This window comes from Amycolatopsis sp. EV170708-02-1, from assembly GCF_022479115.1.
Taxonomy (GTDB): Bacteria; Actinomycetota; Actinomycetes; order Mycobacteriales; family Pseudonocardiaceae; genus Amycolatopsis.
This window is the reverse complement of record NZ_CP092497.1, coordinates 6,328,425-6,341,229: the sequence shown is the minus strand read 5'-3', so window position 1 is coordinate 6,341,229 and position 12,805 is coordinate 6,328,425. Positions and strand designations below refer to the sequence as shown.

Genomic DNA, 12,805 nt, shown 5'->3' with positions numbered 1-12,805 from the left:
ATGGCACTGTTCGGATTCGGCCTCGAAACCGGCGTCGGCGAGGTGGACGACCTGTTGCGGCACGCCGAACAGGCCGACCGCGCGGGTCTTGACCTGGTCAGCTTGTCCGATCACCCGTACTTCGCCGACCGGCTGGACGCCTACGCCGCACTGGGCGTGATCCTCGGCAGGACGTCGCACGTGACGGCCGCCGTCAACGTCACCAACCTGCCGAGTCGTCCGGCGCCGATGCTGGCGAGGACGATCACGTCGCTTTCGGCGCTTTCCGGCGGTCGTGTCGCGCTCGGGATCGGCGCGGGCGGGCTCTGGCGGGAGATCGCCAAACTCGGGGTGGAGCATCGGACGCCCGCCGAGGCGGTCCGGGCGATGGGCGAGGCGATCACCCTGGTCAAGGCGCTGTCCGGGGGTGGGGCGCCGGTGACGTTCGAGGGGGAGTTCTACTCCGTCGACGGGTTGGCGCCGGCGGCCGCCGCGGCGCCGCCGGTGTGGACGGGCGCGGTCGGGCCCAAATCCCTCGCGGTGACCGGGAAACTGGCCGACGGCTGGATCCCGGGGCACGCCGCGGACTGGCTCAGCCCGCGATTCGCCGAATCGCGCCCGGTGATCGACCAGGCGGCCGTCGACGCGGGCCGGGACCCGGGTGAGGTCGCGACCATCTACAACTTTCCCGGCCGCATAACGGAAAACCCGGTGGCGTCCCCGCGCGACGGCGACGGGCGCTGGGTCGGTGGTTCGCCGGAACAGTGGGCCGAGGAGCTGGTCACGGCGGTGCGCGACCATGGCGCGGCGGGGTTCGTCTACTTCCCGGTCGAGGACGGGACCTCCACCGACAGCGCGCTCGGCCGCTGGGGGAACGAAGTCGTCCCCGCGGTTCGCGAGGAGCTGGCCCGGGGCTGACCACCATGGCCTCGTGAGTGGCAAGGACGGTTAGAACCGTCCTTGCCACTCACGAGGCGCGAGGTCAGGCGTCGACGGTGAGGGTCTCTTCGAGGGTCGACCGGTGTGTCGGCTTCGCCTCTTCGTAGCGACGGCGGCCCTCGTCGGTCACGACGACGAAGATGCCGCGCCGGTCCGACTCGCACAGCGCGCGCTGGACGAGGCCCTCGCGCTCGAGGCGGGCGACGAGCCGCGAGGTGGCGCTCTGGCTCAGGTGCACGACCTCGGTCAGATCGGCCGCGCGGCACTTGCCGACGACGCAGGTCACCAGGCGTTCGAGGGCTTCGAACTCGGTGACTCCGAGACCGTGGCGCTCCTGGAGGCGGCACTCGAGCCGGCCGTAGACCGCCGCATGCCGGGCGGACAGGTCGTGCCACTCCCGCAGCAGGTCTTCTTCGGCGACGTCGCTCACGCGGCCCAAGATAGCATGCACGTGAATTTTATGCAAAGTCATTAAATGCACTTGCATTAGATGCGTGTGCATGTACTGTACGGATCATGAGTTCTTCCGTGCAGCTGTCCACCAGCTCGACAAGGTGGGACGCGCGCCTCTGGGGTGTCCTGCTCACTGTGTCCGTTGTCGTCGGCCTCGACGCGCTCGACGTGTCGATGGTCGCCGTCGCCCTCCCGTCCATCCAGGCCGACATCGGCCTCTCCACCGGCGCGTTGCAGTGGATCATCAGCGCCTACGTGCTCGGCTACGGCGGCCTGCTGCTCCTCGGCGGCCGCACCGCCGACCTGCTCGGCAGGCGCCGGGTCTTCCTCGTCGCCGTCGCGGTCTTCGCGCTCGCTTCCCTGCTCGGCGGCCTCGTCGACGACGGCGCGCTGCTGATCGCCACCCGCTTCATCAAGGGCTTGGCCGCCGCGTTCACCGCACCGGCCGCGTTGTCCATCATCACCACGACCTTCCACGAAGGCCCCGCCCGCAACCGGGCGATCAGCATCTTCGCCGTCTTCGGCGCCAGCGGTTACTCCGCGGGCCTCGTCTTCTCCGGTCTGCTCACCGAGGTGGGCTGGCGCTGGACGTTCCTGCTGCCGGTGCCGATCGCGATCGCCGCGCTGGTCGCCGCGATCAAGCTGATCCCGTCGTACCAGCCGCAGACGGGCGGCGGCTACGACTTCCCGGGCGCGATCACCGGTGCCGCCGGTTCGCTCCTGCTGGTCTTCGCCGTGGTCGAAGCGCCGGAGATCGGCTGGGCCGCGCCGCGGACGCTGATCTCGTTCGCCCTCGCGCTCGCCCTGCTCGCCACCTTCGTGTTCATCGAGAAGCGCAGCAAGCACCCGCTGCTTCGGCTCGGCATCCTGCGCTCCGGCCCGCTGGCCCGCGCGAACCTCGGCGGTGCCACGTTCTTCGGCGCCTACATCGGTTTCCAGTTCGTGGTGATGCTGTACCTGCAGACCGTGCTGCACTGGTCCGCGCTGCAGACCGCGCTCGGTTTCCTGCCCGCCGCGCTGATCGTGGCCTTCGGTTCGCCTCGGATCGAGCCGCTGATCGACCGGCTCGGCACCCCGCGCACGATCCTCGCCGGTGTCGTCGCCCACGTCATCGGGTACGCGCTGTTCCTGAGGATCGACGAGAGTTCCAGCTACGCCGGCTCGGTGCTGCCGAGCATGATCCTGCTGGGCATCGGCTTCATGCTGGCGTTCTCGTCGCTGAACATCCAGGCGACCAACGGCATCTCCGACGACGAGCAGGGGCTCGCCGGTGGACTGCTGAACACGTCGATCCAGGTCGGCGGCGCGATCGGGCTCGCCGTGGTGACCGCGGTCCTGACCGGCAACTCGGGCGGGGCCACCGGCCCGGCGGCGCTGCTGAACGGTCTGGCGCCCGCGCTGACCGTCGTCACCGGCATCGCTGTGATCAGTGTCCTGGTGGCGCTGTCCGGAGTCGTCGGCCTGCGCAAGGCCGAAGCCCGCTCCGCCGTCGCCGAACCGGAGTACGCCGCCGCTGAATGACCAGGGGGTGAGGTGGCCCCTTCCCGCGCTCGGGGCGGGAAGGGGCCTCTCGCTACCAGCGGATCGGCAGGGACTTCAGCCCGTTCTGGAAGTTCGACCGCAACCGCACCGGTTCACCGGCGAGTTCGGCCTCGCCGAGCAGATCCAGCACAGCCTCGAACATCGCGCGCAGCTGCACCCGCGCCAGCTGGGCGCCGAGGCAGAAATGCGGGCCGTGCCCGAAGGTCAGGTGATCGTTGGGAGTGCGGCCGATGTCGAACCGGTCCGGGTCTTCGAAAACGGACTCGTCGCGGTTCGCGGCGGAGAACCAGACGACCACCTTCTCGCCCGCGCGGATGTCCACATCGGACAGGACGACGTCCTCGGTCGCGGTCCGGCGGAAGTGCATGACCGGCGTCCAGAAGCGCAACATCTCTTCCACCGCACCGGGAAGCAGCGAACGATCGGCCAGCAGCCGCCGGTACTGATCCGGATGCGAGAGCAGCGCCAGCATCCCGCCGGGGATGCCGTTGCGCAGTGTTTCGTTGCCCGCCACGGAAAACAGCCAGAACAGGTTCTCGAACTCCGCGATCGAAACCCGTCCGCCGTCTTCCACGTGACCCATCAGGTTGCTCATCACGTCGTCGCCCGGATGCCGGCGCTTGTACTCGCCGAGCGCGGTGGCGTACGCGTAGAGATCCGGCATCCCGGCGCGCGTGCGCGGATCGGGCATCGCGCCGTCCGGCCCCGGAACGGGCCGCACCGCCAGCGCCGCCCGCGCGAGATCGGTGACGTCGCCCGCCTCGACGGTCGCGCTCACCGCGTAGTCGGCGTCCTGGTAGCCGATCACGCGATTGCTCCAGTCGTACATCAGCCGCCGGTCCTCTTCGGGGATCCCGAAGACCTCGGCGAGCGTCAGCAACGGGAGATCGGCGGCGAGGGTGGCGAAGTCGCACTCGCCGTCTTCCCGGACCCCGGCGATCAGTTCCCTGGCCCAGCCCTGGATCCGCTCGGTCAGCCTGCCGACCGCGCGCGGCGTGAACGCCTTGGTGAGCAGGCCCCGCAACCGGGCGTGCTCGGGCGGGTCCATGTTGAGCATCATCCGGCGGACGTAACCGAGGTCCTGCTCGGTCGCGGGATCCCGGATCTGTGTCCCGCCGAGGTGCGACGAGAACAGCTTCGGGTTCTTCAGCACGTGCTTGACGTCCGAATGCCGCAGCACGGCCCAGAAATCGTCCACGCGCACGACCGGCGACTCCCGGCGCAGCGCCGCGAGGTGCTCGTACGGCACGCCTCGGGTGTATACGTCCGGATCGGTGATCACGGCGTCGACACTAGCCCGCACACCAGGGACTGAGGAAAGATCCGTCCGGTGGACACGCTGAAGATGCGCACCGCCGGAACCGAAGGCCCCGCCGTGCTCCTGCTGCACGGCCTCGGCGCGACTGGAGCGGTCTGGGACGGCCTGATGCTGCAACCCGGTTACCGCTGGCTGGCGCCCGATCTCCCCGGTCACGGGGCATCCCCGCATTCGGCGCACTACTCCTTCGGCGGCCTGGCCGCGGCTGTCGCCGACGCGCTCCCGGAACGTGGTCCGCTGCTGGTGATCGGCCACTCCCTGGGCGGGGTGGTCGGGCTCGCGCTGGCCAGCGGGTGGTTCGGGCTCCGGGTCGACGGGTTGCTCGCGGTGGGCGTCAAGGTCGACTGGAGCGAGTCCGACCTCGCGAAGGCCGCCGACATGGCGGCGAAACCGCCCCGGGTCTTCCCGGCCCGTGAGGACGCCGAACGAGCGTTCCTCAAGATCGCCGGGCTCACCGGTCTGGCCGAAGCGGATCCCGACGGCATCGTCGAAACCGAGGGCGGCTGGCGGCTGGCGCTGGATCCCCGCGCGTTCGCCGTCGGCGCCCCCGACATGCCCGGCCTGCTCGGCGCGGCGCGCTGCCCGGTCGCCCTCGCCGCCGGCGAGCACGACCCCATGAGCCGCCCCGAACAGCTTCGCGCGCTCAGCGAGGCGTCCGTCGAACTTCCCGGGCTGGGCCACAACGCGCACGTCGAAGACCCGGCCGTGCTCCTGGCCTTCCTCGGGCAGTTCGGCGGTTAGCGACCGATCTCGCCCAGGACGGCGATGCCCTCGGCGATGTCGCTCGCCGGGCTCGCCCCGTACCCGAGGACGAGGCCGGGATTCATCGGCCGCTGGCAGTGCCACGACAGCGGCTGCACCTTCACCCCCCGCTCCAGCGCGGCGGCGGCGAAGTCGAGATCGGAGAAGTCGCCGTCGAAGGTGATCGTCAGATGCAGCCCGGCGGCGGCACCGTGCACCACGGCGTCCGGCAGATGCGTCCGGAGCGCCTCGATCATCGCGTCCCGGCGGCGGCGATGCCGCTTGCGCACGAACCGCAGTTGCCGTTCCATCTCGCCCGATTCCATGAGATGCGCGAGCACCAGCTGCGGCAGGACGGCGTTGCCGAGGTCGGCGAACCGTTTGGCCGCGACCACCTCGTCCCGGTAGCGCGGCGGCACCAGCATCCAGCCCACCCGGAGCGCGGGCGCGAGCCACTTCGACACACTGCCCGCGTAACAGACCTGCTCGGCGAGCATCGAGCGCAGCGCGGGGACCGGCGGGCGGTCGTAGCGGTGCTCGGCGTCGTAGTCGTCCTCGATGATCAGCCCGCCGTCCGCGGCCCAGCGCATGAGCTCACGACGGCGTTCCCCGCCGAGCACGACACCGGTCGGGAACTGGTGCGCGGGCGTGAGCAGCACGGCGGGCGCGCCGCTGCGCACGAGCTCGTCGACGTCGACCCCGTCTTCGTCGACCCGGATCGGCGGTGTCGCCAGCCGCCGGTCGTGCAGATGCTGCCGCGCGCCCAGCGAGCTCGGATCCTCGACGGCGATCTCGGAGATCCCGTTGTCGCGCAGCACCTGTGCCAGCAAGCCGAGGCCCTGCGCGACCCCGGCGACGATCAGCACGTCGTCGGCGTCGGCGGTGATGCCCCGGGTGCGGGCGATCCAATGCGCGATGGCCAGCCGCAACGCGGGCGCGCCCCGCGGGTCGCCGTAGCCGAAGGCCGCCGCCGAGAGGTCGTTGAGCACGGTGCGTTCCGCGCGTAACCAGGCCGTACGCGGGAAGGCCGTCAGATCCGGCACGCCGGGGGACAGGTCGATCCTCGCCGGGGTCGCCCGCAGCGAGTCGAAGACGCCGATCCCGGGGGTGGGCCGGAAGATCGTGCCCGCGGCCGGGGACCGGGCGCGGTCTGCTCCTTCGTCCTCGCCGGCGCCGCGACGACCACCGTGCCCGCGCGGCCGCGGCCGGCGACGTGACCGTCTTCGACCAGCCGCTGGTAGGCCTCGGTGACCACACCGCGGGAGACCCGCAGGTCCGCGGCCAGTGCCCTGGTGGCGGGCAGCCTGCTGCCGACCGGCAGGCGGCCGTCGGAGATGGCGTGCCGCAACCGCGACGCCAGCCAGTCCGACCGGCGCCCCGGCGGTGCGTCCCCGATGTCCAGCTGCAGGAAGTCCGAGCCCTCGGCAGTCACCGGATCATTGTGTCATTCGGGGTCGTAGGCGAGGTTCGGGCGGAGCCACTGTTCCACAGTGGACAGTTCGAGGCCGCGACGGGCCGCGTAGTCCTCGATCTGGTCCTTGCCCAGCCGCCCGACGGTGAAGTACCGCGAAGCGGGGTGGGCGAAGATCAGCCCGCTGACACTCGCCGCCGGTGTCATCGCGAACGACTCCGTCAGCCCCATGCCGAAGCTGCCCGCGTCGAGCAGGTCGAACAGCTCCTGCTTCTCGCTGTGATCCGGGCTCGCCGGGTAACCCAGTGCCGGGCGGATGCCGCGGAACTTCTCGGCGTGCAGGTCTTCCAGCTTCGGATCGGCGTCCGGCTCGAACCAGTCCCGCCGGGCCTGGAGGTGCAGATGCTCGGCGAACGCTTCGGCGAGCCGGTCCGCGAGCGCCTTCACCATGATGGCGCGGTAGTCGTCCTGCTTGGCCTCGAACTCGGCGGCGAAGTCCTCGGCGCCGAGGATGGTGACCGCGAAGCCACCGAGGTGGTCGCCGGCACCCGCCGGCGCGATGTAGTCCGCCAGGCAGCGGTTGGGCCGCGACAGCGGTTTCTTGGTCTGCTGGCGCAGCATCGGGAACTTGAGGCCCGACTCGAGGATGATGTCGTCGCCCTCGGAGTGCGCGGGCCAGAACGCGTACGCGCCCTTCGCCTGGAATCGCTCCTCGGCGATGATCTGGTCCAGCAGGGTGTTCGCGTCTTCGAACAGCTCGCGCGCCACCGGGTTGTCCAGGATCGCCGGGTACTTGCCCTTCAGCTCCCAGGCCAGGAACAGGAAGGTCCAGTCGATCATCTCGCGCAGTTCGGTGAGCGACGGCGAGACGTACCGGACGCCGGTGAACGCGGGCGCCGGGATGTCGTCGAAGGAGACCTTCTCCGGGTTGGCCCTCGCCTCCTCGACCGTCAGCAGCGGCGTCCGCTGCTTGTTCGCGTGCTGCACGCGCAGCTCTTCCTGATCCTCGCGATTCTTCTTGTCGAGGAGCTCGGCGCGGTCGGCGTCGAGCAGGTCGCCGACGACACCGACGACGCGGGAGGCGTCGAGAACGTGCACGGTCGTGTGCTCGTACGCGGGCGCGATGCGGACCGCCGTGTGCTGGCGCGACGTGGTCGCGCCGCCGATCAGCAACGGCAGCTTCAGCCCGCGCCGCTCCATTTCGGCGGCGACGTTGACCATTTCGTCCAGCGACGGCGTGATCAGGCCGGAGAGCCCGATGGCGTCGGCGCCCTCCGAGACCGCGGTGTCCAGGATGACCGAAGCCGGGACCATCACGCCCAGGTCGATCACCTCGTAGTTGTTGCAGCCGAGGACGACGCCGACGATGTTCTTGCCGATGTCGTGCACGTCGCCCTTGACCGTCGCCAGGACGACCTTTCCGTTGCCCTGGCGGGTTTCGACCCGGCCTTCGAGGCGCGCCTTCTCCTTTTCGGCCTCCATGAACGGCTCGAGGTAGGCCACCGACCGCTTCATCACGCGCGCGCTCTTGACCACCTGCGGCAGGAACATCTTGCCGGACCCGAACAGGTCGCCGACGATCTTCATGCCGTCCATCAGGGGGCCTTCGATGACCTCCAGCGGCCTCGGCAGCTTCTGGCGCGCTTCCTCGGTGTCCTCTTCGATGTAGTCGACGATGCCGTGCACCAGCGCGTGGCTGAGGCGGGCCTCGACCGGATTCTCCCGCCAGGAGAGGTCGACCGTGCGCTTGGTTCCCTTGCCGTTGACCGTTTCCGCGAACGTGACCAGCCTGTCGGTGGCGTCCTCGCGGCGGTCGAAGAGCACGTCCTCGACCAGTTCCAGCAGATCCTTGGGGATGTCCTCGTAGACCGCGAGCTGCCCGGCGTTGACGATGCCCATGTCCAGCCCGGCGCGCACGGCGTGCAGCAGGAAGGCCGAGTGCATCGCCTCGCGCACGACATTGTTGCCGCGGAAGGAGAACGACAGGTTCGAGATACCGCCGCTGATGTGCACGCCGGGGCAGCGTTCCTTGATCCGCGGCAACGCGTCGATGAACGCCTTGGCGTACCCGTTGTGCTCGGAGATCCCGGTCGCGACCGCGAGCACGTTCGGGTCGAAGATGATGTCCTCGGCGACGAAACCGGCCTGCTGGGTCAGCAGGTCGTAGGCGCGGGCGCAGATCTCGACCTTGCGGTCGGCGGTGTCGGCCTGGCCTTGCTCGTCGAAGGCCATCACGACCACGCCGGCGCCGTAGTCGCGGATGCGGCGGGCCTGCTGGAGGAACTGCTCCTCGCCCTCCTTGAGGCTGATGGAGTTGACGACTCCCTTGCCCTGCACGCATTTCAGCCCGGCTTCGAGGACCGTCCAGCGCGAGCTGTCGATCATGATCGGCAGCCGGGCGACCTCGGGTTCGGTGGCGATGAGGTTCAGGAACGTGGTCATCGCCTTTTCGCTGTCGAGCAGGTCGGCGTCCATGTTGACGTCCAGCAGGTTCGCCCCGCCGCGGACCTGCTCCAGCGCTACGTCGACGGCGGCCTGATGGTCGTCGGCCTCGATCAGCTTGCGGAACTTGGCGGATCCGGTGACGTTGGTCCGCTCGCCGATCATGACGAACCCGGTGTCCTTGCCGATCTCGAACGGCTCGAGCCCGCTGAACCGGGTGTGCGCCTTCGGATCCGGCACGGTCCGCGGCGCCATTCCCCGGACGGCGTCGGCGATCTCCTTGATATGCGCGGGGGTCGTGCCGCAGCAGCCGCCGACGACGTTGACCATCCCGGCCGTGGCGAAGTCGCCGAGCAGCCCGCCGGTCTCCTCGGGCGTCTGGTCGTACCCGCCGAACGCGTTCGGCAGGCCAGCGTTGGGGTGGCAGGCCGTGTACGTGCCCGCGAGGCGGGACAGCTCGGCGATATGCGGGCGCATCTCCTCGGCGCCCAGCGAACAGTTGACGCCGACGAGCAGCGGATCCGCGTGCTCGATGGAGCTCCAGAAGGCCTCGACCGTCTGCCCGGACAGTGTCCGGCCGCTCAGGTCGACGATCGTCACCGAGATCCACAGCGGCAGATGCGGTGCGACGTCACGGGCCGCGGCGATCGCGGCCTTGCAGTTGAGGGTGTCGAAGATCGTCTCGATGAGCAGCAGGTCGACGCCGCCCTCGGCGAGCGCTTTGATCTGGTCGGCGTACGCGGCGTACACCTCGTCGAAGGTCACCGCGCGGAACGCCGGATCCTCGACCTTGGGCGACAGCGACAACGTGACGTTCAGCGGCCCGACCGACCCGGCGACGAACTTCCCGCCCGCCGCGTCCGCCGCCTCGCGCGCGATCTGGGCGCCGCGGAGGTTCATCTCGTACGCGAGATGCTCCAGCCCGTAATCCGCCTGGCCGATGGTGGTGGCGGTGAACGTGTTCGTCGTCGTGATGTCGGCGCCGGCGTCCAGATACTGGCGGTGGATGTCGAGGACGACGTCCGGCCGGGTGATGTTCAGCAGGTCGGGGTCGCCGGTGATGTCACGAGGGTGGTCCTGGAACCGCTCGGTGCGGTAGTCCTCGGGTTTGAGGCCGGCGTTCTGGAGCATCGACCCCCACGCGCCGTCGAGCACCACGATGCGCTCATCCAGCAGCTTTCGCAGGGCGGTCGTTTCCATCCAGCGCTCCTCCCATGTCGTGGGAGGCGCCCTTGCGGTGAAGTCCGGGGCCGAGCGTGGCGGACCCCGCGGTCCGTTGCAGCGCCTCTCGACCTTGGCGACCAGAGTACCGGACCCGCACAAGGGTGATCCGCCCGAATCGCTCAGCCGCTGGCCAGGGCGGGTTCGGCTTCCCGGATCGTGGGACGGGGCGGTGCGGGCCTGCGCCGGGCGACCAGTTTGCGGCCGACTTCGATCATCGGCACCTCGACCCAGCGGTAGAGGACGTCGGAGATGATCAAGGCGACGACGGTCACGGCGATCGCGGTCAGCGTCCGGTGGACGCCCAGCTGGGGAATCGACAGCGCGACCACGGTCGCCGCCACCCCTTGCAGGAGGTAGACGGAGTACGACCGCTCGCCGATGAACCGCATCGGAGGGGTCGAGAAGAGCCAGGCGATCGGACCGCGGGGGATCAGCGAGGTGATGAACAGTGCGACCAGCACCGCGTACGTGGTGCCGCCGATCGTGCCGCCGTCGTGGAAGAAGGCCTCGATGTCGGTGACATGGATCTGGAGGACGACGAGTGCCGCGAGCAGGACGAAGCTGGCCAGCGGGTGGGTGAAGACGCGGAGGACCGCGAACCCCTTGCGGTAGTGCAGGCCGATGGCGAGCGCGCAACCGATGATGATGGGCGAGTAGGCGCCGGCGTACGGCATCACCGGGATCAGGGCGATCATGAGCGCGATCAGGCTGATCGCCAGGCCGAGCCTCTTCGGGAAGCTCAATGCCGCGATGCCGAAGGCCAGGAACGGCCAGACGAGGTAGAACTTCTGCTCGACACCCAGCGTCCACGACTGACCGAAAGGTGCGTTGTGGGCGAATTCGTTGGTGAACGTCAGGAAGTACGGCATCGCTCCGGCGAGCCCGCTGGAGGTGTACTGGCCGCGGAGATAGGTGAACACGATGATGATGCCCAGAACCGCGAAATACACGGGAAGAATGCGGAACGCGCGACGGATGTAGAAGTTCGCGAGCGAGATCCTGCCGTTTTTGTCTTCTTCACGCAGTGCCAGCGTGGTGATCAGGAAACCGGAAAGAACGAAGAACAGGTGGACGCCGATCCACCCGTTGGCCATGGCCCACGACGGTCCTCCGTAGTGGAACACCACCACGAGGAGCGCGGCGATCGCGCGCAGCCCGTCGAGGGCCGGGAATCTCTTCGTGGACAGGTACTGCTCGTGCGTCATCATGCTTTGAACCCCCAGGAACGTCACCGGTAGCCGGGCCCGATGCGGATGCGTCACTCTAAAGGGTGAAATGGCGGTTCCTGTGAGGGGCTGTGTGTTTCCTGTGCGTAGTAAAGACAGCTACAGCGTGTTCCGTTGCTTGGCAACGGCTGATCATCAATGGTTATCTGTTTTCTTGAAATCGGATCACCGCCTTAAGGATCAAGGGAAAGGCGAGGACGAACCCGGCGTTCCTCGACTTCCTCGATCGACGCGGGCTAGGCAAACGGAGGAGGCTCGTGGAGCCTGAAGACCTGAGGGTGTGGATCGAACGATCGTCCCGGCTGAGCGCCGAGTTCGAGCGAGGGTTCGAGGCGAGGTTCGGCTATCCGCCGGGTGAGAACCGGGTCCTCGCGGCTGAGGGTTCCGGCTCGGACGATCTCGAAGAGCTGACGAAGCTCGGTGTCCCCACCGGACTGCTGGACTTCTACGCTTGCGTCAGAGAGGTGTCGTTGCCGGATCTTGGCAACGGTGTTTTCGTGCATCCGGCGGGACATGTGGTCGCGGGACTGCTCGGTGCTCTGCCCACGCGACTCGCCGGCGCCACCGAGGGGCGGATCATCGTTTTCGGATCGGATGGAGGAGGTGCGATGTTCGCCTTGCGCCTGGCCTGCGGAGCTGTCCACCGATTGCGGGGCGGTTCCTTCCTCGACGGTGCCTACGAAGCCGATCAACAGGGAACGGCAGTGGTCGCGAAGGACCTGCGAGAGTTCTTGGACGGCATCCTGAGGGAGCTGGAAGGTCAGGTCCTCGCGTGAGCCTCGAAGCGAGCGGACGACTTCGGTTCCTTCGCTCGTGGAGTGAGAGAAAGGCAGCGATGCGTTTGATCGAGCTGCGCGCCGCCGGCAACCGCTCCGTATGGTGGTTCCACGGCAGCGGTACCCGAGAGCACGGATGGTCATGGCAGCAGCGATTCGACTCGGTGTCGAAAGTGCCGAGCAAGGGCCTCAGGGGAAGACCGTATGCGTCGCCCGGTGTCTTGGTGCGCAGGTCTCGGTCGGCGACTTTCTCTCCACCGCGATCTTCGAGGACGGCACGTCGACGAAGGTCGATCTGCGAATCGTCATGATCCTGCGTTACGAACGGCCGGTCGAGCTGCTGGACCCGCCGCACAGCGCGAAGCTCGAACTGGCGGGCGCGGGTGGGCTCGAAGGAGTCCGGGAACTCCGAGGCTGCCCGCCGTGAAACGGAATTCCCGGCGAACAAGCTGGATGTCGACGCTGATTTCCGTCATTGACGGAGGTTCGGACCGGATCGATCACCATTCGTGTCCGCGTTGCGGGAAGAACCGGTTGGAAGTCAGGTATCTCGGCTATCCGGAGAGTCGTCTCGCCACGGTCTATCTCTGGTGCGATGCGTGTCTGCACGGCATTCAGATCTCGCGTGCCCGCGCTCCTGAAGGGATGACGCTGTACCCGATCATGGATCCGGCGTCGGCCGACGGGATTCCCGACTTCGTCCGGCATCAGCCCTGAGCGGGCTCGCTGAATTCGGCGGGTTGAGATCCCTACG

Annotated in this window: 10 protein-coding genes and 1 pseudogene; 6 read left to right on the top strand and 5 right to left on the bottom strand. The window is 68.6% G+C overall.

Going from position 1 to position 12,805, the window contains the following annotated elements:
* Positions 1 to 897 (top strand): LLM class flavin-dependent oxidoreductase, encoded by an 897-nt coding sequence (locus MJQ72_RS28690; protein WP_240594207.1) that lies wholly within the window; start codon positions 1 to 3, stop codon positions 895 to 897.
* Between the two features lie 64 nt (positions 898 to 961).
* On the opposite strand, the gene MJQ72_RS28685 is transcribed toward MJQ72_RS28690, so the two are convergent.
* Positions 962 to 1,348 (bottom strand): MarR family winged helix-turn-helix transcriptional regulator, encoded by a 387-nt coding sequence (locus MJQ72_RS28685; protein ID WP_240594206.1) that lies wholly within the window; start codon positions 1,346 to 1,348, stop codon positions 962 to 964.
* Positions 1,349 to 1,434: 86 nt separating this feature from the next.
* Here MJQ72_RS28685 and MJQ72_RS28680 point away from each other — a divergent pair, with 86 nt between their 5' ends.
* Positions 1,435 to 2,892, top strand: a complete 1,458-nt coding sequence (locus MJQ72_RS28680; protein ID WP_240594205.1) for an MFS transporter — start codon at positions 1,435 to 1,437, stop codon at positions 2,890 to 2,892.
* Positions 2,893 to 2,944: 52 nt separating this feature from the next.
* On the opposite strand, the gene MJQ72_RS28675 is transcribed toward MJQ72_RS28680, so the two are convergent.
* Complete coding sequence (locus tag MJQ72_RS28675) at positions 2,945 to 4,195, bottom strand: cytochrome P450 (RefSeq protein ID WP_240594204.1); 1,251 nt, start codon at positions 4,193 to 4,195, stop codon at positions 2,945 to 2,947.
* 48 nt (positions 4,196 to 4,243) lie between these two features.
* Between MJQ72_RS28675 and MJQ72_RS28670 the strand changes: the two genes are divergently transcribed.
* The gene (locus MJQ72_RS28670; protein WP_240594203.1) at positions 4,244 to 4,972 is read left to right on the top strand and encodes an alpha/beta fold hydrolase; all 729 of its coding nucleotides are present in this window, start codon (positions 4,244 to 4,246) and stop codon (positions 4,970 to 4,972) included.
* On the opposite strand, the pseudogene MJQ72_RS28665 reads toward MJQ72_RS28670, so the two are convergent.
* The 3 genes and pseudogenes from MJQ72_RS28665 to MJQ72_RS28650 form a co-directional block, all read right to left on the bottom strand.
* A pseudogene (locus MJQ72_RS28665) lies at positions 4,969 to 6,404 on the bottom strand (PLP-dependent aminotransferase family protein). The gene MJQ72_RS28670 and the pseudogene MJQ72_RS28665 overlap by 4 nt on opposite strands.
* Before the next feature lie 12 nt (positions 6,405 to 6,416).
* Positions 6,417 to 10,025, bottom strand: a complete 3,609-nt coding sequence (gene metH / locus MJQ72_RS28655) for a methionine synthase (RefSeq protein WP_240594200.1) — start codon at positions 10,023 to 10,025, stop codon at positions 6,417 to 6,419.
* Between the two features lie 143 nt (positions 10,026 to 10,168).
* Entirely contained in the window at positions 10,169 to 11,257 is a 1,089-nt protein-coding gene (locus MJQ72_RS28650) for an acyltransferase (protein ID WP_240594199.1), read from the bottom strand.
* 275 nt (positions 11,258 to 11,532) lie between these two features.
* Between MJQ72_RS28650 and MJQ72_RS28645 the strand changes: the two genes are divergently transcribed.
* The 3 genes from MJQ72_RS28645 to MJQ72_RS28635 all read left to right on the top strand — a co-directional run bounded on the left by MJQ72_RS28645 (position 11,533) and on the right by MJQ72_RS28635 (position 12,768).
* A complete protein-coding gene (locus tag MJQ72_RS28645) occupies positions 11,533 to 12,051 on the top strand; it encodes a hypothetical protein (protein WP_240594198.1) in 519 nt (172 codons plus the stop codon).
* A gap of 142 nt (positions 12,052 to 12,193) precedes the next feature.
* The gene (locus MJQ72_RS28640) at positions 12,194 to 12,478 is read left to right on the top strand and encodes a hypothetical protein (protein WP_240594197.1); all 285 of its coding nucleotides are present in this window, start codon (positions 12,194 to 12,196) and stop codon (positions 12,476 to 12,478) included.
* Positions 12,475 to 12,768, top strand: a complete 294-nt coding sequence (locus MJQ72_RS28635; protein WP_240594196.1) for a hypothetical protein — start codon at positions 12,475 to 12,477, stop codon at positions 12,766 to 12,768. The genes MJQ72_RS28640 and MJQ72_RS28635 overlap by 4 nt, the downstream gene beginning before the upstream one ends.
* Positions 12,769 to 12,805: the final 37 nt, after the last annotated feature.

What these genes read in the sequence shown, in the direction of transcription:
- MJQ72_RS28690 (WP_240594207.1), top strand. Translation starts at nt 1, where the DNA reads ATGGCACTGTTCGGATTCGGCCTCGAAACCGGCGTCGGCGAGGTGGAC.
- MJQ72_RS28680 (WP_240594205.1), top strand. Translation starts at nt 1,435, where the DNA reads ATGAGTTCTTCCGTGCAGCTGTCCACCAGCTCGACAAGGTGGGACGCG.
- metH (WP_240594200.1), bottom strand. Translation starts at nt 10,025, where the DNA reads ATGGAAACGACCGCCCTGCGAAAGCTGCTGGATGAGCGCATCGTGGTG.
- MJQ72_RS28650 (WP_240594199.1), bottom strand. Translation starts at nt 11,257, where the DNA reads ATGATGACGCACGAGCAGTACCTGTCCACGAAGAGATTCCCGGCCCTC.
- MJQ72_RS28640 (WP_240594197.1), top strand. Translation starts at nt 12,194, where the DNA reads ATGGCAGCAGCGATTCGACTCGGTGTCGAAAGTGCCGAGCAAGGGCCT.